We start from the raw sequence: 25,591 nt of genomic DNA on the forward strand, positions 1-25,591 counted from the left end.
GATCATGATGGCCCAGGGGCATCAAGGACGGAAGACGCCACGCACGGTCTCGGCCCAGCCCGGCGTCCAGGTCCGGGCGGCGGTGCGCGGCGGGCGGGCCTCGGTGAGATGGGCGCGCAGGGCGGCGAGCGCCGGGTGCGGGTTGGCGGTGGCCCAGAGCAGGGAGAGCGGGTAGACGGGGGTCGGGTCGAGGAGTGGGATCCGGCGCAGGTCGTGGCCGTCGGGCCAGGTCAGCCGGGTCTCCTCGGTGACCAGGGTCGCCAGGGTGCCGGAGGCCGCGAGGGCGTCCTGCAGGGCCCCGGAGAAGTTGGGGCCGGAGGAGTCGATGGCGAGTCCGAACTCGGCGGCGAGGGAGGCGTAGTACGCGGCCCACTCGGTGCCTTCCACGATCCCCGGGATCCAGATCCGGTGCCCGGCCAGCTCCGCGGGCGTGACCGAGGTCCGGCCTGCCAGGGCGTGCCCCGGGCCGGTGAGCAGCTGCACCGGCTCGTCGTACACCCGGACCGCCTCGATGCCCCTCGGCAGCGGCCGGCCCGGCATGGCGACCGCCCGGAAGGACGCGTCGACCGCACCGGAGCGCAGAGCGGTCAGCGCCGACTCCACGTCGAAGAGGGTGACGACGTCCAGGGCGTGGCCCGGGTGCGCCTCGTGGAACCCGCGCAGCAGCGCCGCCGGGGCGAGCCGGGCGCCGACCACGTCGACCCGCAGGGGGCGCCGGCCCCGCCGTACCGAGGCGGCCGCCCGCTCCTCGGCCAGCAGCAGCTCGCGGGCGGGCGGCAGGAACGCCCGGCCGTCGGCGGTCGGCTCGGCGCCCCGCGCGGTCCGGGTGAACAGCCGCACCCCCAGCTCCTTCTCCAGCGAGGCGATCCGCTTGGACACGGCCTGCTGGGTGACCCCCAGCACGGCCGCGGCCTCCTGGAACTGCCCGGAGTCGGCCACGGCGACGAAGGTGCGCACGGCGGTGAGATCCACCTCCACACCGTACAACCGTCGGTTGTGGCGGCGGGCCCGTAGGTTGTTTGATTCGGCGGCCACCTGCGCGTTTTCATGTCCCGAGTCAACGGGAGGTTGTGCATGGGGCGGCGGTTCGGGTGGCTGTGGGCCGCGTACTCGGTGAGTGCGCTCGGCACCTGGCTCGCCTTCGACGCGTTCTCGGTGATCGCCGTCATCGCGCTGCACGCGGGGCCGGCCGAGGTGGCGCTGCTCGCCGCGGCCGGGCCCGCCGTGGGCGCGGTGGCCGCGGTGCCGCTGGGGCCGTGGGTGGAGTTCCGGCGCAAGCGGCCGGTGATGGCGGCGATGGACCTGATCAGGTTCGCGGCCCTGCTCACCGTCCCCGTCGCCTACGCGCTCGGAGCCCTCGGCCTCGGCCAGCTACTGCTCGTCTCGGTGGCCGTCGCGGCCGCCGACATCACGTTCAACGCGGCCTCCGGCGCCTTCCTGAAGTCCCTCGTCCCGGCCGACCGGCTGCTCACCGCGAACGCCCGGTTCGAGTCCACCAACTGGACCGCGCTGGTCCTCGGCCCGCCCCTCGGCGGCGCCGCGATCGGCCTGTTCGGGCCGGTGACGACCGTCGCGGCGAACGCGGTCAGCTTCCTGTTGTCGGCGCTCGGCATCCGGGCCGTCGGCGGCGGCGAGCCGCGCCCCGCACAGCGGGACGTGCAGCGGCTGCGCGCCGCGGACCTGCTCGACGGCTGGCGGCACATCCTCACCAGCCCCGCTCTGCGGCCCCTCTTCTTCAACAGCCTCGCCGGCAACGCCCTGATCATGGTCGCCGCACCCCCGCTGGCGGTCCTCATGCTCGGCCGGCTCGGCTTCACCCCCTGGCAGTACGGCCTCGCCTTCGCCGTGCCCTGCCTGGGCGGACTCCTCGGCGCCCGCGCCGCCCGGCCGCTGGTCGCCCGGTACGGGCAGTGGCGGGTGCTGCGCGCCGCGAGCGGCCTGCGTGCCCTCTGGCCCCTCGGGCTGGCCTTCGTCGGGCCAGGGCCGGCCGGACTGCTGCTGGTGATGGTCCTGGAGTTCGGGGTGATCACCTGCTCGGCCGTCTACAGTCCGGTCTACGCCACCCGCCGCCTGGAGCACACCCCGGACGACCGGGTCGCCCGCACCCTGTCCGCGTGGGCGGTCACCAGCAAGGCCACCACGGCCGCCCTGACCGCCCTGTGGGGCCTGCTGGCGAGCCTCACAGGACCGCGCACCGCGATCGCACTCGCCGGGATCCTGCTCCTGGCGACCCCGCTGCTGCTCCTGCGGGAGACCGCTACGGCACGACCGTCACCGGCCACCGTCCCGCCTTCACCAGACGGATCGCGACCGAGCCGATGAACCGGTGGCCGGCCTGCTCGGAGGCGCCCACCACGACCGCGTCCGCCTTCAGCTCGTCGGCCGCCTTCACCATCCCGCTGTAGGCGTCCCCGCGGAAGGTGTGGAACTCCCAGCGCACCTCGTATATCCCCTTGAACCGCTCGGCCGCGTCCCGGATCTGCCCGACCAGCTCCTCCGCGATCTCGTCCGTGGTCTCCGCCACCGGCGCCCCGAGCGCCGCGCCGGCCGCGAGGACCGGCTGGACGTACACGATGGCCAGCAGCGCATGCTGCCGCCGGGCCAGACCCGCCGCGTAGGAGGTCGCGCGCCACGAGGAGTCCGAGCCGTCCATACCGACCACGATGACCTTGGGGCCGTCCGTGCCCCGCTCGAACTGGTGTTGTTCCGCCACGATCCGAGGCTATCGGAATACGCAGGTCCGGTCAGTGCCCGGGCTCCCGCCGGGCCCACCGCGTGCCGTACGGGTGCGGGCCGGTGGGGGCCGGCCGTGCGGTTCCCCGCGCCCCTGACGGGGCGCCGTGCAGCCCGCTGCTTCCAGGGGCACGGGGAACCGCGCGAGCAACCGCCCACCGACCCGCGGCCGCCCGTCGGCCGCGACCGGTTCGACGGGCGGGCCCGGCGGGCTCTTCCTACAGTCGGAGACATGAGTGCCGCCGTGCAGCCCGCCACGGGCAGAGAGCCGGCGGGGCCGATACGCCCGCCTAGCGGCGGGCGTCTGACCTGGGTGCCCGAGGCCTTCGGGACGTTCTTCGGTGCCCTCGCCCTGCTGTGCGCCCTGCTCTCCTTCATCGCCCCGCTGCGTGTGCTGCTCCACCCGGTCGTGCACTTCGTCGACGCCGTCGCGGTGCCCGTCAGCCCCAACCTGGCCTACGCGGTCTTCCTGTTCCTGCTCGGCGGAGCCACCGCCGCCCGCAAGAAGGTCGCCTGGTGGCTGGTGGTGATCTACCTCGGCCTGCTGGTGCTGGCCGACGCCCTGACCGTCGCCTTCGGCTTCGGCTGGTACCCGTTCAGCTCACTGGTGGTCTGCGGACTCGCCCTGGCCCTGCTGATCGTGGCCCGCCGGGAGTTCTACGCGGCCTCCCGCAGAGCCGCCGTGCGCCGCGCCCTCGCCGTCCTGCTGGTCGGCCTGCTCGTGGCGATCCTGGCCGGCTGGGGCCTGGTCTCGCTCTTCCCCGGCTCGCTCCCGCACGGCCAGCACCTGGCCTGGGCGGCCGACCGGGTCTGCGGCGGCCTCGTCTCCGGCGGCAGCTACGGCGGCCGCCCACCCCGCTTCGTCGCGTTCCTGCTCGGCCTCTTCGGCGCCCTCGCCCTGCTCAACGCCGCCGCCACCCTGTTCCGTTCGCAGCGCCTGGAAGCGGCCCTGCACGGCGACGAGGAGGCCCGCATCCGCGCCCTCCTCAAGGCCTACGGCGACCGGGACTCCCTCGGCTACTTCGCCACCCGGCGCGACAAGGCCGTGGTCTTCTCGCCCAGCGGCAAGGCCGCCGTCACCTACCGGGTGGAGGCCGGGGTCTGCCTGGCCAGCGGCGACCCCGTCGGCGACCCCGAGGCCTGGCCGCACGCCATCGCCGCCTGGCTGGACGTGGCCCGCCGGCACGCCTGGGTGCCCGCGGTGATGGGTGCCTCCGAGGACGGTGCCAAGGCCTACGTCCGCGCCGGGCTCGGCGCCCTGCAACTCGGCGACGAGGCGATCCTGCACGTCGCGGGCTTCGACTTGGGCGGCCGCGAGATGCGGGTCACCCGGCAGGCCGTCAACCGGGTCCGGCGCACCGGGGCGACCTGCCGCATCCACCGCCACGCCGCCCTCGGCGAGACGGAGATGGAGGAGGTCGTCGACAAGGCCGACGCCTGGCGCGACACCGAGACCGAGCGCGGCTTCTCCATGGCCCTGGACCGCCTCGGCGACCCCGCCGACGGCGACTGCCTGCTCGTCGAGGCCGTGTCCGAGGACGGCCGGCTGCTCGCCCTGCTCTCCTTCGTGCCCTGGGGCGGCGACGGCATCTCCCTGGACCTGATGCGCCGCGACCGCACGGCACCCAACGGGGTCATGGAGTTCATGGTCGCCGACCTGTGCGAGGCCGCCCCCAAACTGGGTGTGCGCCGCATCTCGCTGAACTTCGCCGTCTTCCGCTCGGTCTTCGAGGAGGGCGCCCGCATCGGCGCCGGACCGGTGCTGCGGCTGTGGCGCCGGCTGCTGCTGTTCTTCTCCCGCTGGTGGCAACTGGAGGCCCTGTACCGCTCCAACGCCAAGTACCGCCCCGAGTGGTACCCGCGCTTCCTGTGCTACGGCGACGCCGGCTCCCTCGCCCGGATCGGCCTCGCCTCCGGCATCGCCGAAGGCTTCGTCTCCGTACCGTCCCTGCGCAAACTCTGGGGAAAGGGGCACCCGCAGACCGGACCGCGGCCCGTGGAGGCGCCGCGGTCCGCGCCGGTGCCCGGTGTCGACGGAGGGGACGGAACCGGGCCCGGCGCACCGGACGCCGGCCTGCCGGACCAGTTCCGGGTCCGACGCCGCAAGCTGGACCGGCTGCGGGCGGCGGGCGCCGATCCCTACCCGGTGGCCGCCGGCCCACCGCCCCGCGCCCTCACCGAGGTCCGCGAGGGCGAGACGGCAACCGTGGCCGGGCGGGTCATGCTGGTCCGGGACTTCGGCGGCATCGTCTTCGTGACGCTGCGCGACTGGTCCGGCGACCGCCAACTGGCCCTGACCCGCGACGGTTCGGGACCCGCCCTCGACCGGTTCACCGCCGACACCGACATCGGCGACCAGATCACCGCAACCGGCCGCATGGGCGTCAGCGACCGGGGCGAACCGACCCTCTTCGTCACCGACTGGCAGCTCACCGCCAAGTGCCTGCGCCCGCTGCCCGACAAGCACCGCGGGCTCGCCGACCCCGAGGCCAGGGTCCGCCGCCGCTACCTCGACCTCGCCACCAGCCCCGCCGCCCGCACCGTGGTCCGCACCCGCTCCACCCTCGTACAGGCGCTGCGCCAGGGACTCCTGGACCGCGGCTACCTGGAGGTCGAGACCCCGATCCTCCAGCAGATCCACGGCGGCGCCAACGCCCGGCCCTTCACCACCCACAGCAACGCCTACGACCTCGACCTGCACCTGCGCATCGCCCCCGAGCTGTACCTCAAACGGCTCTGCGTCGGCGGCCTGGAGAAAGTCTTCGAACTCGGCCGGACCTTCCGCAACGAGGGCGTCTCCCACAAGCACAACCCCGAGTTCACGATGCTGGAGGCCTACCAGGCGTACGCCGACTACGACGTGATGCTCGACCTCGCCCGCGAACTGATCCAGGGCGCCGCGACCGCCGCCTTCGGCACCCCGGTGGCCCGCAGGGACGGGCAGGAGTACGACATCTCGGGCACCTGGCCGGTCCGGACCGTGTACGGGGCGATCTCCGACGTGCTGGGCGAGGAGATCGGCCCCGGCACCGAACTGCTGCGGCTGCACCGGTACTGCGACCGGACCGGGGTGCCGTACACCGCCGACGACGGGCCCGGCGACGTGGTCCTGGAGATGTACGAGCGCCTGGTGGAGGAGCGGACCCGGCTGCCCACCTTCTACAAGGACTTCCCCACCGACGTCTCCCCGCTCACCCGGCAGCACCGCACCGACCCCCGGCTCGCCGAGCGCTGGGACCTGGTCGCCTTCGGCACCGAACTGGGCACCGCCTACTCCGAACTGACCGACCCGCTCGAACAGCGCCGCCGGCTCACCGCCCAGTCGCTGCTGGCCGCCGGCGGCGACCCCGAGGCGATGGAACTCGACGAGGACTTCCTCGACGCCCTCGAGTACGCGATGCCGCCCACCGGCGGGCTCGGCCTCGGCGTCGACCGGCTGGTCATGTTCCTCACCGGCCTGACCATCCGCGAGACGCTTCCCTTCCCGTTGGTCCGCCGCCTCTGACGCTTCTTGGTCTTTTCTTACCGAAACCTTTTGGTGCTGGTCCGTGCGGGTGTTTTCCCACCGCCGCACCGGTGTTGATGTGCTGCGCCGGAGTCCTGCCGGGCGACTGATGAGTCATGCAGAAGGATCAGTTGTTCACCCGCCGCCGGCTGCTGCTCGCCGGGGGCGCCGCTCTGGGAGCCGCGGGCACCGCGGGCATCGTGGTGGCGGGCAGCGCCGCCGAGACGGCCGGCGGGGCCGCCGCCCCGGCCGCGGGACCGCAGGCCCGCCCGGCACTCAAGTCCTCCGCCTTCCGGCTCCAGCCGCTGACCGGGTACGGGCCGCCGCGCACCGCGCCGCGCAAGCTCAAGGTCCGGACGGAACCCATCACGGAGATCTCCCGCAGCGGCCGGCGCATGATGCTCACCTTCGACGACGGCCCCAACCCGAACTACACCCCGCACATCCTGGACACCCTCGCCAAGTACGACGTGCGTGCGATGTTCTTCCTGTGCGGGGAGTGCATCGTGGTGAACCGGGAACTGGTCGCGCGGATGGCCGAGGCGGGCCACGTCGTGGGCAACCACACCTGGACGCACCCGCTGCTGACCACTCTGAACCGCCGGGAGATCCGCGACGAGATGACGAGCACCAGCGACGCCATCGAGGACACCTACGGCGAGCGCCCGCAGTGGTTCCGCGCCCCCTACGGCGCCTGGAACCGAGCCGCATTCCAGCTCGGCGCCGAGATGGGCATGGAGCCGATGGCCTGGACCGTGGACAGCACCGACTGGACCGAACCGGGCACCCGGACCATCGTCGACACGATCGAGAACGGCGCCGCCCCCGGTGTCGTGGTCCTCTCCCACGACGCCGGGGGCGACCGCTCGCAGAGCGTCAAGGCGCTGCGCGAGTACCTGCCCTACCTGCTGGACAACGGCTACCGCCTGACCGTGCCCCGTCGCCGGACTTGAACGGTCCCACGCCCGCCCGGTGCCGGCCCGAGCGGGCGCCAGGGCCTGTCGTCCGGATCAGGCCCTAGACCAGGCGGGCGAAGACCACGACGTTCCCGTCGTAGCCGTTCTGCTTCGAGAAACCGCCGCCGCAGGTGATGACCCGCAACTCCGGTGTGCCCTTGGAACCGTAGACCCGGTCGCCCGGGAAGTTGGCCTTCGCGAAGACCTCGATTCCGTAGATCTCGAACACCGCCGTCCGGCCGTCCTGGCGGTCGACCTCGATCCGGTTCCCCTTCTTCAGGGAACCGAGCCCGTAGAAGACGGCCGGGCCCTTCGTGTTGTCGACATGGCCCACGACGACGGCCGTGCCCTTTTCCCCGGGCGAGACGCCACCGCTGAACCAACCGGCCAGATTCGGGTCGTCCGGCGGCGGCGCCGCGATCCAGCCGTCCGTGTCCAGACCCACCGGCATCACCGGCGCGTCGACCCGGATCGCCGGGATCCTGATCCGGTCCGCCGCCGCGAACGGCAGCGCGGCCGGCGCCGTGGCGAAGGTACCCGGAACCGTGATACGGCTGTCCGGGGCGGCGGCCGAGGCCGGCTGCGGCGGACCGACGTCGAACTCTCCCGATCCGTTGCGAATGAGAGCCAGACCGGTCAGCAGAACGAGCGCTATCACGCCCCAGGGGGCGCGCTTCCTCCGCCGCTCCTCCTCTTCGGCCAGCTCGGAAAGATCGGACGCAGACATTCGCCATCCCCTCTCGACGCGGCCGCCTTCAGGTCCGTATCGCGCATGGGAAAAAGCTAAGTCCCCCGCGCACGTGCGGCGACGGGGCGACGGGCGAACGGGTGGCCCGCGCGTATTCCGGTGCGCCATCCGAGTTGCCGTTCTCAGGTTTTTTCTGACGGTCCGTGACCTGCGGCAATATCCGATTGTGCGCTTGTCGTTCGGCGTGTCCCCTCACCAGGACGGACCATTCTCGAAATGCGGGCGTGTTCTGGGCATCTGAGGGTCTATTCGGGAGGTGCTTTCTCGCCGATCCACCGGGGACCGTTCCCGGGGTGCCTTCCGCGGAGGAAGAGATGCGAAACTCACGTGCGCTGGCGGCCGCGTGCACCGTGGTCGCCGTTCTCGGCGCCGCCGCCCCCGTGGCCGTCGCCGACGGCCTGGGCAACCCCGGCGGCCCACCCAACACCCAGGCCCCGGTCGTCGGCGGGGCGGGCGTCGCCCCCGGGACCGGAGTCGGCGGGGTCGGCGTCGGTCCGGGCGTCGGCGGGGTCGGGGTCGCGCCCGGCGTCGGCGTGGCTCCCGGGTTCGCGGTCCCGGGCGTCGTGGTCCCCGGATACGGGGTGGGCGGGTTCGGTGACGGGCGTTTCAACAACGGCTCCCGCGGCCACGGTGACGAAGGGCGCGACGAAGGGCGCGACGAAGGGCGCTTCGACGACTTCAACGGCCGCGGCGACGGCGCGCGTGACATCGACGTCCAGCCCCGGTCGATCGCCACCGGCCAGCGGCTCACCGTCACCGTCAACAACTGCCGCAGCGGCTCCATGACCTCCCGGGCCTTCCGGACGACATCGCTCTATCCGTTCGGCGGCGACATGGCGCGCGGTGTCGCCACCATCGACCGGAACGCCAGCCCGGGCCCGTACGACCTGACGGTGCGCTGCGACGGACGCACCCTGCTCCGGCGGGACGCGTTCTTCGTGCTCGGCGGGGTCCGCGGCGGGCTCGGCGGCAGCGTCTCCAGCGGGGCCACCCCCGCGGACATGGCGATCGGCGGCGGCCTGGTGGGCGCGGCCGTGCTCGCCGGCTGCGGGTTCTGGCTGCGCCGTCGGAGCGAGAGGCGGCTCTGAGCCGGCGGGTTGGTGTCCCGGTCCGCCGCGGGACCGGGACACGGACCCGCCCGGCCGCACCATGATCAGGCGCCCTCTTCCTCGCCGGCGTGCCTGCGCGAGCGCCGGTACGCCGTGCCGATCGACATCACGACCAGCGCCACCCCGAAGCCGATCTCCCCGAGATCGAACCCGCCGATGCTGCCGCCCTCACCTGCCTGGACACCCCGCCCGGGCGGCAGGGGCTGCGGGTTGAGCGCCTGGTGACTGCCGGAACCGGCAGTGTCCGCGAGGCCCTCGACGACGTCGTCGGCGCGACCGCCCGTACCGCTGCCGCTGCCGGTGTGCGTATCCGTGTCCGTGCCGCTGTCGGTGCCCCCGGCCGCGTGCTCGGCGGTGCGGCCGCCCGTCTCCTCGTCGGTGCGCCCGTTTCCGTCGCCGGTCCCGTCACTGTGTCCGGCCGCGTGCACGTCGTCCTGTCCGGCCGGCGTGCTGCTCGCGATGGCCAGCTCGGTCGACGCGCTGGAGCCGTCGCAGTTGAACGTCACCCGGTACGACGACTGCGACTTCGCCGTCCGGTCGACCGTGGCCGTTCCCGAGTTCCGCCCCGACGGGATGCGGACCGTGTCGAAGAGACCCGAGGTGACCGTCGCGGCGCCCCGGCAGCCACTGCCGCGGTCCAGGTGCAGGCTCACCCGGCCGCCCGCCGTGACGGTGGTGGGCGTGATCCGGAAGCCGAAGGACGTATCACCGGCCCGGCCGCCGTCCCGGCCGCTGCCGCCGGTGTCGCTCGCGAGGATGACCGGGGCGCAGAGGGCGAGGGCGCCGAGTCCCAGCAGGGCGGCCGAGGCAACGCGTATCGGGCGCATGGTGGTTCCTCCGGTCCCCGAGGAGCGGCATGCGGACCTGTTCCGCCGGTGCCGGAAATGCACCTCGATGATCGGAACGCTAGAAACCTCCGCACATGCGCGCGAACGCTGTAGGGCGAACGGGGGACCGGCGTGGGCCGTCCGGGGGACACGGGCGGCGTGGCACGCCGCGGCACGATGTCCCCCGGGGTGCCCGCTATCCCTTGATGTGCGGGAAGAGGTTCAGGAACGGCTGCGCCGTCGCCGTGATCCCCCGGCTGTACGGTTCGTCGAAGTCCCAGATCAGGAACAGCATGAAGGTGATGGTCGCGGTGAACAGGCCGGCCAGGACCAGCTCGCGCCGGGAACGCCTGATCTGCAGCGCGAAGACCATGCCGATGGTGATCGCCGCTCCGGTCAGCAGCCCGATCCACACCACGTTCGGCATGGTCGCCCCGGTGGAGTCGGCCCGGGCGGTGCGCGCCTGGTCGAGCGCGGCCACCTGGTCCACCAGCGGCTGGTAGGCCTGCGCCTGGAAGTCGGACTTCGGCTCGTAGTCGGTGACGTCCTGACGGATCTGCGCGAGCAGTTCGGCACCGTTCCGGGAGAGCCGCCCGTGGTCGGCCATCTCCTTCCATTCCCTGTCGACCACCTGGGCGACGTAGGCGTCGACGTCCGCCCGGATCCGGTCACGCGTGTCGGGCGGATACACCCGCACCCGTTCGTAGATCTCGTGCAGCGCCTGCGCCTCCGCCTGCACGTGGTCCTGGGCGGCGCTGCGGGCCTCCCACACCCCGGCCACCGCCAGACCGAGGACGATGGCGTAGATGACGCCGATCCACATGGTCATGTACTCGATGACGTCCGGCGTCTCGGAGGGATCCTCGTCCTCCGCCGCCCTCTTGTCGCGAACGAGGGTGATGATGACGACCACGACAACGGCCGCGAGCATCGCGAGGACGAGAACAAGCCAATCCGGCAACGGAAGCCTCCAGGTTCAGTGGGCCGGCCGTCAGCGCGCGCGGAACGCGGCGACGGCGATGATCGCGGGTACGGCGATGAGCAGGACGTAGGTGACCGGTGAGGTGCGGTTCGGGGCCGCCGCACCGGTCGACTGGACGTGGTACGGCGGGTAGGTCACCGGGGTCGGCGAGGGCCGCGGGGTGGGCTTCGGCGACGGCGTGGGCGTCGGCTTCGGCTCGGGCCGCGGCGCCGGTGGCGGGGTGGGCTTCGGAGCCGGTGCCCGCCGGGGTGGCGGCGGGGGCGCCGGGCGCGGCGCCGGCGGGGTGGTGCGCGGCGGCTTCGGGGTGGGCGTCGGTTTCGGGGTGGGTTTCGGCGGCGGGGTGGGTGTCGGAGTGGGCGTGGGCGTCGGGGTCGGCGTGGGGCAGGGCGGCGGGGTGGGCGCCGGACACGGCGGGGGAGTGGGCCAGGAGCCCCCGGCGACGGCCACCGCGTAGCTGCCGTCGGGGCCCGTCGAGGCGTAGGCGCAGGCGTCGGCCGACGCCGTGCCGACCGGGCAGCCCGCCAGGGCCCACGTCAGCGTCAGCAGGGCCAATACCCTTGGGACGGGCGCGAGTCTGGTCGCTTCGGGTGCATGCACGACGGAGATCATGGGTCGTCGGGCGCCGTCGCACGCCGGAGTACCGGGTGATTGGCCCGAACGGGGTACATGTGACGTAAACCGGTTTGAATCACACCGCATCGCGAATGGCTCGAAGCGTACGCCCGTGCGGGACGCGGTCCACGGCCGCGGTGTCCCGAAAGAAATTTGTGCGGTCGTTGAACACTTCGGCCCCCGGCATCCGTACCTGGTGTCGTGCGGCGGCGCAGAGGCGCTGCAATAACCAGGCGATTATGGGGAGTTGACGATGAAGACCTCGTGGAGGAGCGCCTCGCTGGTGGCCACGGCCGCGGGGGTGATGGTGTTCGCGACGGCGTGCGGTCAGGACAACACGACCACTCCGTCCTCGGCGGCCCAGAACGTCGGTGCCACGGCACCGGCCGGCATCGGCAGCATCACCAACCCCTCCGCCTCCACCGGCGCGGGCAACGGCTACGGCGCCGACGGCAGCCAGGCCTCCAGCTCCCCGGCCGCGGTCGCGCCCGCCGGCAAGCTCACCATTGCCAGCAACCCCGACCTGGGCAAGGTGCTGACCGACGGCAGCGGCCTCACCCTCTACCGATTCGACGCGGACACCGCCAACCCCCCCAAGTCGAAGTGTGACGGCGACTGCGCCACCACCTGGCCGCCGGTGCCCGCCGGCGACGCCACGGCCGGTGCCGGCATCGACAAGTCGCTGCTCGGCGAGGTCACCCGCTCCGACGGCACCAAGCAGCTGACCGTCGCCGGCTGGCCGATGTACCGGTACGCCAAGGACGTCAACGCCGGTGACGTCAACGGCCAGGGCGTGGGCGGCAAGTGGTTCGCGACCGCCCCCGACGGCAAGAAGGCCACGCTGGCCGACCTGCCCGGTCTGTCGGTCCGCAAGGACGCCAAGCTCGGCGACATCATCGTCGACAAGAACGGCATGACGGTCTACCGCTTCATCAAGGACAAGGCGTGGCCCAAGGTGGTCTCGAACTGCACCGGTGACTGCCTCGTGAAGTGGCCGGCCGTCGCCGAGGTCGCCTCCAGCGACACCAAGGGCATCGTGAAGAAGGGCCTGATGGGCTTCACCCGTCCCGACGACGGCGCCAAGCAGCAGACGGTCAACTGCTGGCCCATCTACACCTTCTCCGGGGACACGAAGGCCGGTGACACCAACGGCCAGGGCGTCGGCGGCACTTGGTACGCCGTCTCGCCCGAGGGAAAGCTGGTCGGCGCGCCGGCCAGCTAGGGATCGGTTTCCCAGGTCCGACCGCCCGCCCCCTTCGCACCGCACGGAGGGGGCGGGCTTCTGCGCGTCCCGGTGTCGCGCCCCGAAGGCGCGCGGGGCCGGGTCGACGTGCGGCTCCGCCGCGTGGGCGCGAGCGACCACGAATCACCCGCACCCGACGAACAAACCGAACGCCCCCCAAACCGCACCCCTCGATTCCCAGGCAGTGACCAGGAACGGATGGTCAATTTCCGTTTCGGCTACCCCCGTTCGCAGGCGATCAGTAGCCTCAGCTCGAACACCGGATCGCCTCAGCCTTGGAGAGATACATGGAGCGTCCCGCCTGGGCCCCACGCAGCATCGACATCTCGGTGCCGAGCGTTTCGCGTATCTACGACTTCTACCTGGGCGGTTCGCACAACTTCGAGGTCGACCGGGAAGCGGCCCGGAAGGCGATGACCCACCTGCCGGGGCTGCCGAAGATCATGCAGGCCAACCGCGCCTTCATGCGCCGCGCCGTCCGGTACGCGGTGGGCAGCGGCATCGACCAGTTCCTGGACATCGGCTCCGGCATCCCCACCTTCGGCAACGTCCACGAGGTGGCACAGCAGGCGCACCCCGGCGCGCGCGTGGTGTACGTCGACCACGACCCGGTGGCCGTCGCACACAGCAACGCCGTTCTCTCCGGCAACGAGGAAGCCGACGTGGTCGCCGCCGATCTCCGCAAGCCCCAGGAGATCCTGTCCAGCCCTCAGGTGGAGCGCCTGATCGACCTGAATCGGCCAGTGGCGCTGCTTCTCGTTGCCATACTGCACTTCGTGGAAGACGCGGACGACCCGTACGGGGCAGTGGCACAGCTGCGCGACGCACTCGCGCCCGGCAGCCTGCTTGTTCTGACGCATGCCTCGTACGAGGGAATCCCGTTGCCTGCCGAGCGGGCCGAGGGCGCGGTGGACGTATACAAGGACATTCGCAACCCGCTGATCATGCGCTCGCGCGACGAGATCGCGCGGTTCTTCGAGGGGTACGACATGGTGGAACCCGGACTGGTGCCGATGCCGCACTGGCGGCCGGAGTCGGCGCCGGAGGACGAGGATCCGTTCGCCTTCTCCGGATTCGCCGGCGTGGGGACCGCGGCGTGACCGCGGAGCCGGGTGGCCCGGAGGACAGACTGCGCAGGTTCGCGACGATCTGGAGCCGGGCGGTGTTCCCGGTCACCTCGACGTCCCTGACCCGCCCGGAGTTCGAGGAGCAGCTCCTCCCGCTGGCCCGTCGGCTGAGCGAGATCCTGCTGGCGCACGGCTTCGACACCGACGAGGCCCGGCAGGTGGGCGCCGCGCTCATCGACGCGCACTGCACCGACCCCGAGGCGCTGACCCGCTCCCTCGACTGCGTCGACGCCTACCTGGTCCTCTACTGCGGCGAGGACGGCCCCCAGGACGAGATGCGGATGCGGTCCTCGCGGATCCAGCACGCGATGGCCGCCGGTTTCGCCCGGGCGCTGCGCGAGCGCACGCTGGCCGAGCAGGAGGCCATCGCCCAGGCCGCGTTGCGCGCCCAGGGCGTGGTCGCGCAGGCGCTGCACGCCAGCGAGGCCCGCTTCCGCGCCGTCTTCGAGGGCGCGGCGATAGGAATCGGCATCGCCGACCTCGAAGGCAACGTCCTCCAGGTGAACGGCGCGCTGCTGCGCATGTTCGGCGGATCCGAGCAGACGGTGCGCGGCCGCAAGGTCATGGAGTGGGCGCATCCCGAGGACGCCCCGCAGACCTGGCGGCTCTACGAGGAACTGGTGCGTGGCGACCGCGAGCACTACCACGTCGAGAAGGCCTTCAACCGCTCCGACGGCACGGTCCTGTGGACCAACCTGACCGTCTCCCTGCTCCGGGACGCGGACGGCGAACCGCAGTACCAGCTGGCCCTCATGGAGGACACCACCGAGCGCCGCCTGCTCAACCTCCGGCTGCGCTACGAGGCCACCCACGACGCGCTCACCGGCCTGCCGAACCGCACGCTGTTCTTCGAGCGCCTGGAGAAGGCCCTGGCGGCCGGCGAGGGCCAGCGCTTCGGCCTGTGCTACCTCGACCTGGACGGCTTCAAGACCATCAACGACAGCCTCGGCCACTCGGCCGGCGACCGGCTGCTCGTGGAGGTCGCCGACCGGCTGCAGTCCTGCGCGACCGCGCCCGGCGAGATGGTCGCCCGGCTCGGCGGCGACGAGTTCGTGGCCCTGACCACGGGACCGGCCACCCAGCGCGAGGTCGACGACCTGGCCGACCGCATCATGAACGCCCTGGTCACCCCGATCAGCATCGACGGCCGCGAACTCATGGTCCGCGGCTCCATCGGCATCGTCGAGGGCCCGGCGGGCGAGCGCACCCCGGCCGAGGTGCTGCGCAGCGCCGACATCACCATGTACCGGGCCAAGTCGGCGGGCGGCAACCGCTTCGAGCTGGCAGATCCCGAGGCGGACGCCCGGGCGATCACCCGGCACGGTCTGACCACGGCGCTGCCGGCCGCCCTGGACCGCAATGAGTTCTTCATCGAGTACCAGCCGCTGGTCCACCTCGGCGACGGCAGCGTCCGCGGCGCCGAGGCGCTGGTCCGCTGGCTGCACCCGCAGCACGGCGTGCTCGGCCCCGACCGGTTCATCCCGCTCGCCGAACACACCGGCCTCATCGTCCCGTTGGGCCGCTGGGTCCTGGAGGAGTCGATCCGCCAGGCCCGCGAGTGGCGAGAACGCTACGGCGAGCACGACAGCGCCGGCCCGTTGCGGATCAACGTCAACCTCTCCCCGTGCCAGCTCTCCCACCCCGGCCTGGTCCAGGACACGGTGGACATCCTGGAGCGGACCGGGGTGGCCCCCGACGCCCTCTGCCTCGAGGTCACCGAGTCCGCGCTGATCGGCGCCGACGACGACCTCCTCAAGCCCCTGCGGCGCCTCGCCGAGATGGGCGTGGACATCGCCCTGGACGACTTCGGCACCGGCTACTCGAACCTCGCGAACCTGCGCCGTCTGCCGGTGAGCATCCTCAAGCTGGACCGCTCCTTCACCCAGAGCATGCAGCAGTTCCCCGCCGACCCGGTCGACCTCAAGATCGTGGAGGGCATCGTCACCCTGGCCCACAGCCTCGACCTCGCGGTCACGGTGGAGGGCGTGGAGACCGGAGCCCAGGCGGAACAGCTGCGGATACTGGGCTGCGACACCGCCCAGGGCTGGTACTACGCCCGCCCGGGCCCACCGGAACGCCTGCACGAGCTGGCCCTGGTGGACGCCACGGGCTGACCGTGACGCCCGTCGTCGAGGGCCCTCAGCGGAGGTGGAAGACCTCCTCGGCTGAGGGCCCACCGTTCGTCGGGGGCCGCGGCGTCCAGCGGCTGCCGGCACGGACCGGTGAGCGTCCACCACGCGCGGGTCACCGGGTCGGCGGCGATCCGCGCGGTGCCGGCGCGGGGAACGGCGCGACCAGCCCCCCACACCCGCACCCGACCGCGGCGCTGCCGCCCCGTCACCTCTCCAACAGCATCCTCTGCAACTCCCTGGCGGCCCGGGGCGGCGCCACATCACTCCGGTGCGCCAACGCGATCGTCCGGTGCAACCCTGGCCGGGCCAGCGGAGTGACCCGCAACCCCCGCCCCGACCGCGCCGCCACCATCCGCGGCACCACGGCCACCCCCAACCCCGCCCGCACGAACCCCAGCACCGCGTCCATCTCGCCCCCCTCAACCGCGAAGCCCGGCTCGAACCCGGCGGAGCGACACGCCGCCACGGTCAGCTCCCGCAGGTCGTACCCGTGCCGGAACATCACCAGCCGCTCCCCCTCCAGATCGGAGATCTTCACCCCGCCCCGGCCCCGCCCCGGCACCGTCGCCTCGGGCGAGGACACCACCACCAGGTCCTCCCGCAGCAGCTCCACGGTCGTCAGCGCGGGCGACGCCGGCGGCAGCGGCAGTACGATCAGCGCCAGGTCCAGCGCCCCGCGCGCCAGCTCCCGCACCAGGTCGTGGGAGCCGCCCTCCTCGATCAGCAGCTGGATCCCCGGATACCGGTCGTGGAACGACCGCAGCACGTCCGGCAGCAACCCGGTGCACAGACTCGGCGTCGCGCCCAGCCGCACCCGGCCGCTCCGCAGCTGCACCAGCTCCTGCACCTCGTGCCGCGCGGTGTCCGCGTCGGCGAGGATCCGCCGGGCCAGCGGCAGCAGCGCCTCGCCCGCGTCGGTGAGGGTGATGTTGCCCCGGGCCCGCAGGAACAGATCCGCCCCCAGCTCCCGCTCCAGCGCCTTGATCTGCTGGGACAGCGACGGCTGGGCGACATGGACCAGCTCGGCGGCCCGGGTGAAGTGCCGGGTCTCGGCCACGGCGACGAAGTACTGAAGCTGCTGGAACTGCATGGGGACACGATAGCTTCCGACTATGGAATCCAGCCGGACCATGTCTTGGACCGATCGGGTGGCCGGGCCTTAGCGTCGTCCCCATGGCTCTGGCAACGCGGACGGACCGACGGCCGTCCATGGCGCGCACGATGTGGGACAGCTCCGTCGGCAAGAAGACCGTGATGGCCGTCAGCGGCCTGATCATGCTGCTCTACCTGGTCGCCCACGTGATCGGGAACCTGAAGATCTTCTTCGGGGCGGGCGAGTTCAACCACTACGCCCACTGGCTGCGCACCGTCGGCGAACCGTTCATGCACTACGAGTGGACGCTCTGGCTGATCCGGATCGTCCTGGTCGTCGCCGTGGTCGCCCACGCCACGTCCGCGTACCAGCTCAGCCGCCGCGACATCAAGGCACGCCCGAGCAAGTACGTGCACAAGAAGCAGCGGGCCTCCTACGCCACCCGCACCATGCGCTGGGGCGGGATCATCCTCGGCCTGTTCATCGTCTGGCACATCCTCGACCTGACCACCGGCACCGTGCACTCCGGCGGTTTCCAGGAGGGCCACCCGTACCAGAACGTCGTGGACACCTTCTCCACCTGGTACGGCGACGTCATCTACATCGTCGCGATGCTCGCGCTCGGCCTGCACGTGCGGCACGGCTTCTGGAGCGCCGCGCAGACCCTCGGCGTGGGCAGCCGCACCCGCGACCGCGCCCTCAAGATCACGGCAGACGTCCTCGCGCTGCTGCTCACGGCCGGATTCATCGCCGTACCCGTGGGTGTCATGACCGGAGTGGTGAGCTGAACATGACCGAATACGTGAACTACACGACCGGCGAACCCGTCGCCGACGGCAAGGCCCCGGCAGGGCCGGTCAACGAGCGGTGGGACAAGCGCCGTTTCGAGGCCAAGCTGGTCAACCCCGCCAACCGGCGCAAGCACACGGTGATCGTCGTCGGCACTGGCCTGGCCGGCGGCTCCGCCGGAGCCACCCTCGCCGAACAGGGCTACCACGTCGTCCAGTTCTGCTACCAGGACTCCCCGCGCCGCGCCCACTCGATCGCCGCGCAGGGCGGGATCAACGCGGCGAAGAACTACCGCAACGACGGCGACTCCGTCCACCGGCTGTTCTACGACACCGTCAAGGGCGGCGACTTCCGGGCCCGCGAGTCCAACGTCCACCGCCTCGCGCAGATCTCCGTCGAGATCATCGACCAGTGCGTGGCGCAGGGCGTGCCGTTCGCCCGCGAGTACGGCGGGCTGCTCGACACCCGGTCCTTCGGCGGTGTGCAGGTGTCCCGGACCTTCTACGCCCGCGGCCAGACGGGCCAGCAGCTGCTGCTCGGCGCCTACCAGGCGCTGAGCAGGCAGATCGCCGCCGGGAACGTGGAGATGCATCCGCGTACCGAGATGCTCGACGTGATCGTGGTCGACGGACGGGCGCGCGGAATCGTGGCCCGGGACCTGGTCACCGGGAAGATCGACACGTACTTCGCGGACGCCGTCGTCCTCGCCAGCGGCGGCTACGGCAACGTCTTCTACCTGTCGACGAACGCCATGAACTCCAACGCCACGGCGATCTGGCGGGCGCACCGGCGCGGTGCCTGGTTCGCCAACCCGTGCTTCACGCAGATCCACCCCACCTGCATCCCGCGCACCGGCGACCACCAGTCCAAGCTCACCCTGATGAGCGAGTCGCTGCGCAACGACGGGCGGATCTGGGTGCCCAAGGCCAAGGGCGACACCCGGCCCGCGAACCGGATCCCCGAGGACGAGCGCGACTACTACCTGGAGCGCATCTACCCGTCCTTCGGCAACCTGGTCCCGCGCGACATCGCCTCCCGCGCCGCGAAGAACGTCTGCGACGAGGGCCGGGGCGTCGGCCCGGGCGGCCAGGGTGTCTATCTGGACTTCGCCGACGCGATCAGGCGCATGGGGCGCAAGGCCGTCGAGGCCAAGTACGGCAACCTCTTCGACATGTACCAGCGGATCACGGACGAGGATCCGTACGAGGTGCCGATGCGGATCTATCCCGCCGTGCACTACACGATGGGCGGGCTCTGGGTCGACTACGACCTCCAGACCACCGTGCCCGGCCTGTTCGCGGTCGGTGAGGCCAACTTCTCCGACCACGGCGCCAACCGGCTCGGCGCGAGCGCGCTGATGCAGGGCCTGGCCGACGGCTACTTCGTCCTGCCGGCCACCATCAACGACTACCTCGCCCGCAACCCCCACCAGGACGCGGTGACCGGCGAACACCCCGTCGTCCAGGAGGTGCTGGCCGAGACCGAGGACCGGCTGAACCTGTTGCTGTCCGTCGACGGCGACCGCACCCCCGACTCCTTCCACCGCGAACTCGGTGAGCTGATGTGGGAGTTCTGCGGCATGGCCCGCACGGACGCCGGTCTGCGCAAGGCACTCGAGCGCATCCCGCAGATCCGTGAGGAGTTCTGGCGGCGGATCAAGGTGCCGGGGACCGGCGAGGAGTTCAACCAGTCCCTGGAGAAGGCCAACCGGATCGTCGACTACCTGGAGCTGGCCGAGCTGATGTGTCTCGACGCCCTGCACCGCGCCGAGTCGTGCGGCGGCCACTTCCGGGAGGAGTCCCAGACGCCGGACGGCGAGGCCGCCCGCAAGGACGACGAGTTCGCGTACGCGGCCGCCTGGGAGTTCACCGGCACCGGGGACGCCCCGGTGCTGCACAAGGAAGACCTGGTCTTCGAGTACGTCCACCCCACCCAGCGGAGCTACGCATGAAGCTCACCCTGCGCGTCTGGCGGCAGCAGAACGCCGACGCCGACGGCGCGATGTCCACGTACGAGGTGGACGGCATCTCCTCCGACATGTCCTTCCTGGAGATGCTCGACACCCTCAACGAGGAACTCATCCTGCGCGGTGAGGACCCCGTCGCCTTCGACCACGACTGCCGTGAGGGGATCTGCGGCGCGTGCTCCCTGGTGATCAACGGGGACGCGCACGGTCCCGAGCGCACCACCACCTGCCAGCTGCACATGCGGTCCTTCAAGGACGGCGACACGATCGACATCGAGCCGTGGCGGGCGTCCGCGTTCCCGGTGATCAAGGACCTGGTGGTGGACCGGTCGGCGTTCGACCGGATCATCCAGGCCGGCGGGTACATCACCGCGCCGACCGGGGCGGCGCCGGAGGCGCACGCCACGGCGGTGCCCAAGGCCGACGCCGACTTCGCCTTCGAGCACGCCGAGTGCATCGGGTGCGGGGCATGTGTGGCGGCGTGCCCGAACGGGGCGGCGATGCTGTTCACGTCCGCCAAGGTGAATCACCTGAACGTCCTGCCGCAGGGGGCGCCCGAGCGGGAGACGCGGGTGCTGGACATGGTGGCGCAGATGGATGCGGAGGGGTTCGGGGGCTGCACGCTGACGGGGGAGTGCGCGACCGCCTGCCCGAAGGGCATTCCACTGGTGTCCATTACGAGCATGAACAAGGAGTGGTTGCGGGCTACCCGGAAGGCGGGGAAGCGGTAGCGCCGTTGCGGAGTGCTGCGCCGTCGTGGCTGGTCGCGCAGTTCCTCCCCCCGGCCTGCGCCCGGGGGGACCCACCAGCGCCCCTGACGGGGCGCCGGCCTTCACGGGCTGACATGTGAAAGTCGTTCGCCGAGAGGTGCGGACGGGCGGGGCCGGGGTTGGTGCTCACCGGCCCCGTCTCGCATGTCAGGGTGGCCGCCGGGTCACGGTGGCGTTACCCCGGAGCGTCCCCCGGTGACCGTACGCCCTGCGACCCCCGGCATTCAGCAGTCCCACATCCACGGGTCCCGCGCATGTCACGCCCAGTCCAGCCCGCCACGGAAGAAAGCAGGTGCAGATTTCCTCAGCTTCCGCTCGGCGCAGGAGACGTCCATGACCGCCATGCCCGCCTCACCCCCCGCTCTCGCCGCCCCGCCCGGGGACTCCGGCTACCTGGTGCAGCTCGCCCGTGACGAGGACGACGTCCGGGCCGCACAGCGGCTGCGCCACCAGGTGTTCGCCGGAGAGATGGGCGCCCGGCTCGACGGGCCGGAGCCGGGACTGGACGTGGACGCCTTCGACGCGTACTGCGACCACCTCCTGATCCGCGAGGCCCTCACCGGCGAGGTCGTCGGCACCTACCGGCTGCTGCCGCCGGAGCGTGCCGCGGTCGCCGGCCGCCTCTACTCCGAGGGCGAGTTCGACCTGAGCCCGCTCGCCCCCCTCCGCTCCGGCCTCGTCGAGGTCGGCCGGTCCTGCGTGCACCCCGCCCACCGCGACGGTGCCGTCATCGGCCTGATCTGGGCCGGCATAGCCCGGTACATGGTCGAGCGCGGCCACGAGTGGCTGGCCGGCTGCTGCTCCGTCCCGCTCGCCGACGGCGGCGCCCTCGCCGCCGCCACCTGGGACCGCGTGCAGGCCAAGCACCTCGCGCCCGAGGAGTTCCGGGTACGGCCGCTGAACCCCTGGGTCCCCGGCGTGCCCGCCCCCGAGGTCCGTACCGAGCTGCCCGCCCTGCTGCGCGGTTACCTCCGCCTCGGCGCCTGGGTGTGCGGCGAGCCCGCGCACGACCCGGACTTCGCGGTCGCGGACCTGTACGTGCTGCTGTCGATGCGCCGTGTCGACGCGCGCTATCTGCGGCACTTCCTCTCGCTCGTCCCGGCCTGATGAGCGTCTGGCTGCCCAGCGCGCCCTGCACCCCGGGCGCCTGCGTGGAGCGCGCGGGGTCCCCGACGGCCCTGCCCCGGGCCGTGCTGCGGTTCGCCGCGGTGGTGGCCCTGATGCTCGTCGCCATCGCGCTGCTGCCGCTCGGTGGGCAGATCCCCACCGAGTGGGTGCGGCGGTTCTCCCGCACGCTCGTCCGGGCCGCGGGGGTCAAGCTCCGGATCACCGGCAGCGCCCCGAGCACCGGCGGGGTGCTGCTCGTCGCCAACCACATCTCCTGGCTGGACATCCCGCTGCTGGCCGCCGTCCGGCCGGCGCGGATGCTCGCCAAGAAGGAGATCCGCGAGTGGCCGGTGGCCGGCGCACTGGTGGCCGGGGCCGGGGCGCTGTTCATCGACCGGGACCGGCTGCGTGCCCTGCCGGACACGGTCTGCCGGATCGCGGAGGCGCTGCGGGAGGGGGCCGCGGTCGTCGCCTTCCCGGAGGGCAGCACCTGGTGCGGCCGGGCCCAGGGGCGGTTCCGGCGGGCCGTGTTCCAGGCCGCGCTGGACGCCGGCGCGCCCGTGCAGCCGGTGCGGCTGCACTACCGGCTGCAAGCCGGAGCGGCCAGCACCGTGCCCGCCTACGTCGGCGCCGACACGCTGGTGGCCTCCCTCTGGCGAGTGGTCTCGACCCGCGGCCTGGTGGCCGAGGTGGACATACGGCCACTGATAGCGGCCTCCAGTCACCCGGACCGTCGTACCCTCGCCCGTGCCGCCCAGCCGGTGAACCACGAGCCGGCCTGGACGCACGCGGCCCTGGTGAGCCCCGAGCGGGGCGCTCGGTGGTCGGTCTCCGAGTGGAGCTTGAGCCGGCCGACGCCGTAGTCGCCGCCGTTGGGCGTGCGGACGACGGTGCGGATGTGCTGCTGGGTGGGCGTCCCGTCCGGGCCGCCCGGGCCACCGCCGCCGCCCGGCCCGCCGAACGGGGGGAATCGCGGGGCAGGGACACACCCCGCGATCCTGGCCCGGAGCAGCTCGCTACTGCGGAGGGTCGCCCTGCCTCCGCTGCCGTTCGATGTAGTCGTCGGCCTGCTTCTGGGCCGAGTCGACCTGGGACTGGTACTTGTTTCCGGTCCGCTGGTCGATCATGTCGCCGCCCTTTTGGACGCCCTGCCTGGCCTGGTCCTCGTGGCCCTTGAGCATCCCCTTGAGCTTGTCCAGCATCGACATGGCAGCCCTCCTCGCTGGTTGCGGCTTCCACCCCCAGCGTCACCGGCCGGGGCGCCGTCCGCATCTCGGCGGCGCTCCCCGTGCGGGCCCGGCGCGCCTGTGCGAGCTTGGAAGACGCGGATTGCCGCCGATCGGGGAGCCCTCCGGAGAGGCTCTCGCGCAGCCGTCCCGCCCCCCCCGCACAGCTGTCCGCAGAAAGGCCCGGCCCCATGAGTACTTCCGGTTTCGGATTCGGACGCAGCCCCTTCGAGGACTTCGACGAGCTGATGTCCCGCTTCTTCGGCGGCGCGGGGGCGGGTGCCCAGCCCCGCCGCGCGCAGCGCGTGGACATCGGCAGCCTGCTGTCCGAGCGGGCCCGGGAGTTGGTCGCCGAGGCGCGCGACATCGCCGCCGTCGAGGGCAGCGACGAACTGGACACCCGGCATCTGCTGGCCGCTGCCACCACCCACGACTCCACCCGGCGGCTGCTCACCGAGGCGGGCGCCGACCCCGACCAGCTCAGGGAGCGGCTCACCGCCGGCCACGGCGGCGGCGAGAAGGCGGAGCCCGCCACCCTCACCCCGGCCACCAAACGCGCGCTCCTCGACGCCTACCAGATCTCCCGCGCCGAGGGCGCCTCCTACATCGGCCCCGAGCACCTGTTGCGCGCGCTCGCCGTGAACCCGGAGTCGGCGGCCGGCCGGGCGCTCGGCGAAAGCGGCTGGGAGCCGACCCGGATGCCGGCCGAGGGTGCCGGGGAGCGCAGGAAGCCCAGCACCACGCCGACCATCGACGAGTACGGCCGTGACCTCACCGAGGACGCCCGCGCCGGACGCCTGGACCCGGTGATCGGGCGGGACGAGGAGGTCGAGCAGACCATCGAGGTGCTCTCCCGGCGCAGCAAGAACAACCCGGTCCTGATCGGTGACCCGGGCGTCGGCAAGACCGCCATCGTGGAGGGGATCGCGCAGCGGATCGTCACCGGGGACGTGCCCAAGACGCTCGAGGGCAAGCGGCTGGTCTCCCTCGACCTGGCCGGGATGGTGGCCGGCACCAAGTACCGGGGCGAGTTCGAGGAACGGCTGAAGAAACTGCTCGACGAGGTCCGCGAACACGGCGACGAGCTCGTCCTGTTCCTCGACGAGCTGCACACGGTCGTGGGCGCGGGCGGCGGCGGGGACGGCTCCCTCGACGCGGGCAACATCCTCAAACCGGCCCTCGCGCGCGGCGAGTTGCACCTCATCGGCGCGACCACCGTCGACGAGTACCGCAAGCACATCGAGAAGGACGCGGCCCTGGAACGCCGGTTCGCGCCCATCCTGGTCGGCGAGCCCACCGTCGACGACACCATCGAGATCCTGCGCGGCCTGCGCGACCGCTACGAGGCGCACCACCAGGTCCGCATCACCGACGAGGCGGTGGTCGCGGCGGCGGAGCTGTCCGACCGGTACATCACCTCGCGGTTCCTGCCCGACAAGGCGATCGACCTGATGGACCAGGCGGCGGCCCGGGTCCGGCTGCGCTCGAAGACCTCGCCCACCGACACCCGGGACATCGAGGACCGCATCGCCGCCCTGAACCGGGAGAAGGACCAGGCCGTCGCCGACGAGGAGTACGAGCGGGCCAAGGAGCTCCGCGACCGCATCAAGGCAGCCGAGGCCGAACTGGACCAGGCCGGCACCGCCGAGGAACACGCGCCCAAGGTCACCGCCGAGGACATCGCCGAGGTCGCCTCCCGCACCACCGGCATCCCGGTCGCCGAACTCACCGAGGAGGAGCGGGAGCGCCTGATGAAGCTGGAGGAGCACCTGCACGAGCGGGTCGTCGGCCAGGACGAGGCGATCACCGCCGTCGCCCGCGCGGTCCGCCGTGCCCGCGCCGGCATGAGCGACCCCAACCGGCCCGTCGGCAGCTTCCTCTTCCTCGGCCCCACCGGCGTCGGCAAGACCGAACTGGCCCGCGCCCTGGCCGCCGCCCTCTTCGGCGACGAGACCCGCATGATCCGCCTCGACATGAGCGAGTTCCAGGAGCGCCACACGGTCTCCCGGCTGGTCGGCGCCCCGCCCGGATACGTCGGCCACGAGGAGGCCGGCCAGCTCACCGAGGCGGTGCGCAGGCAGCCGTACGCCGTGCTGCTCCTCGACGAGGTGGAGAAGGCCCACCCGGACGTCTTCAACACCCTGCTCCAGCTCCTGGACGACGGCCGCCTCACCGACGCCCAGGGCCGTACCGTCGACTTCAAGAACACCGTCGTCATCATGACGTCGAACATCGGCGCAGACCGCATCCTGGCCGCCGGCACGGAGGACTACGCCAAGGTCCGCGAGGCGGTCATGCCGGCCCTCCAGCAGCACTTCCGGCCGGAGTTCCTGAACCGCATCGACGAGATCATCGTCTTCCGCGGCCTGGACCGCACCCAACTGCGCGAGATCGTCGACCTGCTGCTGGAACACACCCGACGCCGGCTGCACGCCCAGGACGTCACGCTCGAAGTCACCGACAGCGCCGCCGAGTTGCTCGCCAACCTCGGTCACCAGCCGGACTTCGGTGCCCGTCCGCTGCGCCGCACCATCCAGCGCGAGGTCGACGACCGCCTCGCCGACCTGCTGCTCTCCGGCCAGCTCGTGGCGGGCGAGCGGGCGGTGGTGGACGCGGCGAACGGCGAGATCGTGATCCGCTCCGACAAGCCGGCCACGGTCTGACCG

General features: G+C 72.2%; 22 protein-coding genes. 14 read left to right on the forward strand and 8 right to left on the reverse strand.

Translation table 11 applies throughout. From position 1 onward, the window contains the following. Window positions 1-21 precede the first annotated feature (21 nt). The gene (locus BLW82_RS37490; RefSeq protein ID WP_093508477.1) at window positions 22-972 is read right to left on the reverse strand and encodes a LysR family transcriptional regulator; all 951 of its coding nucleotides are present in this window, start codon (window positions 970-972) and stop codon (window positions 22-24) included. Between the two features lie 102 nt (window positions 973-1,074). Here BLW82_RS37490 and BLW82_RS37495 point away from each other — a divergent pair, with 102 nt between their 5' ends. After that, window positions 1,075-2,322, forward strand: a complete 1,248-nt coding sequence (locus BLW82_RS37495; protein WP_256216079.1) for an MFS transporter — start codon at window positions 1,075-1,077, stop codon at window positions 2,320-2,322. Here BLW82_RS37495 and BLW82_RS37500 read toward each other — a convergent pair. Next, the gene (locus BLW82_RS37500; RefSeq protein ID WP_093506140.1) at window positions 2,258-2,713 is read right to left on the reverse strand and encodes a universal stress protein; all 456 of its coding nucleotides are present in this window, start codon (window positions 2,711-2,713) and stop codon (window positions 2,258-2,260) included. The two genes, BLW82_RS37495 and BLW82_RS37500, sit on opposite strands and share 65 nt — an antisense overlap. A 252-nt stretch (window positions 2,714-2,965) precedes the next feature. Between BLW82_RS37500 and lysX the strand changes: the two genes are divergently transcribed. Both lysX and BLW82_RS37510 read left to right on the forward strand, forming a co-directional pair. Then, window positions 2,966-6,238, forward strand: a complete 3,273-nt coding sequence (gene lysX / locus BLW82_RS37505) for a bifunctional lysylphosphatidylglycerol synthetase/lysine--tRNA ligase LysX (protein WP_093506142.1) — start codon at window positions 2,966-2,968, stop codon at window positions 6,236-6,238. A gap of 116 nt (window positions 6,239-6,354) precedes the next feature. Next, window positions 6,355-7,191, forward strand: a complete 837-nt coding sequence (locus tag BLW82_RS37510) for a polysaccharide deacetylase family protein (protein ID WP_093506144.1) — start codon at window positions 6,355-6,357, stop codon at window positions 7,189-7,191. A 64-nt stretch (window positions 7,192-7,255) separates the two neighbouring features. Here the strand turns inward: BLW82_RS37510 and BLW82_RS37515 are convergent, their stop codons facing one another. Further along, on the reverse strand, window positions 7,256-7,921 hold the full coding sequence (locus BLW82_RS37515) for a class F sortase (protein ID WP_093506146.1): 666 nt from the start codon (window positions 7,919-7,921) through the stop codon (window positions 7,256-7,258). Between the two features lie 335 nt (window positions 7,922-8,256). Here BLW82_RS37515 and BLW82_RS43625 point away from each other — a divergent pair, with 335 nt between their 5' ends. Then, the gene (locus BLW82_RS43625) at window positions 8,257-9,030 is read left to right on the forward strand and encodes a hypothetical protein (protein ID WP_107408593.1); all 774 of its coding nucleotides are present in this window, start codon (window positions 8,257-8,259) and stop codon (window positions 9,028-9,030) included. A 65-nt stretch (window positions 9,031-9,095) separates the two neighbouring features. Here BLW82_RS43625 and BLW82_RS44725 read toward each other — a convergent pair whose 3' ends face one another. From BLW82_RS44725 to BLW82_RS45845, 3 genes are all read right to left on the reverse strand, one after another. Continuing rightward, window positions 9,096-9,878 carry a hypothetical protein gene (locus BLW82_RS44725; protein ID WP_177233191.1) on the reverse strand — a complete coding sequence of 261 codons (783 nt, stop codon included), beginning with the start codon at window positions 9,876-9,878 and terminating at the stop codon, window positions 9,096-9,098. 196 nt (window positions 9,879-10,074) lie between these two features. Further along, the gene (locus BLW82_RS37535; protein ID WP_093506152.1) at window positions 10,075-10,809 is read right to left on the reverse strand and encodes a bestrophin-like domain; all 735 of its coding nucleotides are present in this window, start codon (window positions 10,807-10,809) and stop codon (window positions 10,075-10,077) included. Window positions 10,810-10,869: 60 nt separating this feature from the next. Continuing rightward, the gene (locus BLW82_RS45845) at window positions 10,870-10,998 is read right to left on the reverse strand and encodes a hypothetical protein (RefSeq protein ID WP_256216080.1); all 129 of its coding nucleotides are present in this window, start codon (window positions 10,996-10,998) and stop codon (window positions 10,870-10,872) included. Between the two features lie 22 nt (window positions 10,999-11,020). On the opposite strand from BLW82_RS45845, the gene BLW82_RS45850 reads away from it, so the two are divergent. The 4 genes from BLW82_RS45850 to BLW82_RS37555 all read left to right on the forward strand — a co-directional run bounded on the left by BLW82_RS45850 (window position 11,021) and on the right by BLW82_RS37555 (window position 15,956). Further along, window positions 11,021-11,314 (forward strand): hypothetical protein, encoded by a 294-nt coding sequence (locus BLW82_RS45850; protein ID WP_256216081.1) that lies wholly within the window; start codon window positions 11,021-11,023, stop codon window positions 11,312-11,314. Window positions 11,315-11,725: 411 nt separating this feature from the next. Beyond that, complete coding sequence (locus BLW82_RS37545) at window positions 11,726-12,694, forward strand: SCO0930 family lipoprotein (RefSeq protein ID WP_093506154.1); 969 nt, start codon at window positions 11,726-11,728, stop codon at window positions 12,692-12,694. A 308-nt stretch (window positions 12,695-13,002) separates the two neighbouring features. Then, window positions 13,003-13,815, forward strand: coding sequence for an SAM-dependent methyltransferase (locus BLW82_RS37550; RefSeq protein ID WP_093506156.1), 813 nt, complete (start codon window positions 13,003-13,005; stop codon window positions 13,813-13,815). Further along, window positions 13,812-15,956 carry a putative bifunctional diguanylate cyclase/phosphodiesterase gene (locus BLW82_RS37555; RefSeq protein WP_093506158.1) on the forward strand — a complete coding sequence of 715 codons (2,145 nt, stop codon included), beginning with the start codon at window positions 13,812-13,814 and terminating at the stop codon, window positions 15,954-15,956. The genes BLW82_RS37550 and BLW82_RS37555 overlap by 4 nt, the downstream gene beginning before the upstream one ends. Window positions 15,957-16,179: 223 nt before the next feature. On the opposite strand, the gene BLW82_RS37565 is transcribed toward BLW82_RS37555, so the two are convergent. Continuing rightward, on the reverse strand, window positions 16,180-17,064 hold the full coding sequence (locus BLW82_RS37565) for a LysR family transcriptional regulator (protein WP_093506160.1): 885 nt from the start codon (window positions 17,062-17,064) through the stop codon (window positions 16,180-16,182). Window positions 17,065-17,183: 119 nt separating this feature from the next. Between BLW82_RS37565 and BLW82_RS37570 the strand changes: the two genes are divergently transcribed. The 5 genes from BLW82_RS37570 to BLW82_RS37590 all read left to right on the forward strand — a co-directional run bounded on the left by BLW82_RS37570 (window position 17,184) and on the right by BLW82_RS37590 (window position 22,562). Then, on the forward strand, window positions 17,184-17,855 hold the full coding sequence (locus BLW82_RS37570) for a succinate dehydrogenase (RefSeq protein WP_093506162.1): 672 nt from the start codon (window positions 17,184-17,186) through the stop codon (window positions 17,853-17,855). Window positions 17,856-17,857: 2 nt separating this feature from the next. After that, on the forward strand, window positions 17,858-19,807 hold the full coding sequence (locus BLW82_RS37575; protein ID WP_093506164.1) for a fumarate reductase/succinate dehydrogenase flavoprotein subunit: 1,950 nt from the start codon (window positions 17,858-17,860) through the stop codon (window positions 19,805-19,807). Beyond that, window positions 19,804-20,553 carry a succinate dehydrogenase/fumarate reductase iron-sulfur subunit gene (locus BLW82_RS37580; RefSeq protein WP_093506166.1) on the forward strand — a complete coding sequence of 250 codons (750 nt, stop codon included), beginning with the start codon at window positions 19,804-19,806 and terminating at the stop codon, window positions 20,551-20,553. Before BLW82_RS37575 ends, BLW82_RS37580 begins: the two co-directional genes overlap by 4 nt. 381 nt (window positions 20,554-20,934) lie before the next feature. Then, window positions 20,935-21,699, forward strand: a complete 765-nt coding sequence (locus BLW82_RS37585) for a GNAT family N-acetyltransferase (protein ID WP_256216254.1) — start codon at window positions 20,935-20,937, stop codon at window positions 21,697-21,699. Further along, entirely contained in the window at window positions 21,699-22,562 is an 864-nt protein-coding gene (locus tag BLW82_RS37590; protein WP_093506170.1) for a lysophospholipid acyltransferase family protein, read from the forward strand. Before BLW82_RS37585 ends, BLW82_RS37590 begins: the two co-directional genes overlap by 1 nt. 153 nt (window positions 22,563-22,715) lie before the next feature. On the opposite strand, the gene BLW82_RS37595 is transcribed toward BLW82_RS37590, so the two are convergent. Continuing rightward, window positions 22,716-22,907, reverse strand: a complete 192-nt coding sequence (locus BLW82_RS37595) for an antitoxin (protein WP_093506172.1) — start codon at window positions 22,905-22,907, stop codon at window positions 22,716-22,718. Window positions 22,908-23,116: 209 nt separating this feature from the next. Here BLW82_RS37595 and BLW82_RS37600 point away from each other — a divergent pair, with 209 nt between their 5' ends. Further along, the gene (locus tag BLW82_RS37600; RefSeq protein WP_093506174.1) at window positions 23,117-25,588 is read left to right on the forward strand and encodes an ATP-dependent Clp protease ATP-binding subunit; all 2,472 of its coding nucleotides are present in this window, start codon (window positions 23,117-23,119) and stop codon (window positions 25,586-25,588) included. The last annotated feature ends 3 nt before the right edge of the window (window positions 25,589-25,591 follow it).

The organism is Streptomyces sp. Ag109_O5-10 (assembly GCF_900105755.1).
Classification (GTDB): Bacteria; Actinomycetota; Actinomycetes; order Streptomycetales; family Streptomycetaceae; genus Streptomyces.